Source organism: Acinetobacter tianfuensis (assembly GCF_003611465.1).
GTDB lineage: Bacteria > Pseudomonadota > Gammaproteobacteria > Pseudomonadales > Moraxellaceae > Acinetobacter > Acinetobacter tianfuensis.
Genome location: NZ_RAXV01000105.1, coordinates 1 through 467 on the forward strand (window position 1 = coordinate 1; position 467 = coordinate 467).

Annotated in this window: 1 protein-coding gene; it reads left to right on the plus strand. The window is 45.8% G+C overall.

All coding sequences use genetic code 11. The features are described from left to right. The coding region (locus tag D7V32_RS17080) for an FAD-dependent oxidoreductase (RefSeq protein WP_120403953.1) at positions 1-467 on the plus strand (467 nt) is incomplete at both ends.

Consider the following 467-nt stretch of genomic DNA (forward strand, 5'->3'; position numbering starts at 1 on the left):
CCCTGGCACAACGGCGACTATGATTGATGGCGCATTCTTCCAAGACGAAGTGGAAGAACGCAAAATCATGGCTGTACCGATGGTATTCCAAGACAATGAACATATCGGTCAAGGCCGTATGACTTTGGAAGAAATTATTGCGAAACTAGATACAGATTCTGATGCCAAAGATGCTGAAAAGTTAAATGCCAAAGATGTATTTGATGTGTTAGTCATTGGCGGCGGCCCTGCGGGCAATACCTCTGCCATCTATGCGGCGCGTAAAGGCATTAAAACAGGTATTGTCGCTGAACGCATGGGCGGTCAGGTCATGGATACCATGGACATTGAAAACTATACGTCAATTCAAAAGACCCAAGGTCCAAAGTTTGTGGCTGAAATGGAAGCGCACGTTCGTGAGTATGGCGTAGATATTATGAATCTGCAGCGTGTCGCAGACATCAAAGGCGCAGATGAAACAGCAAATA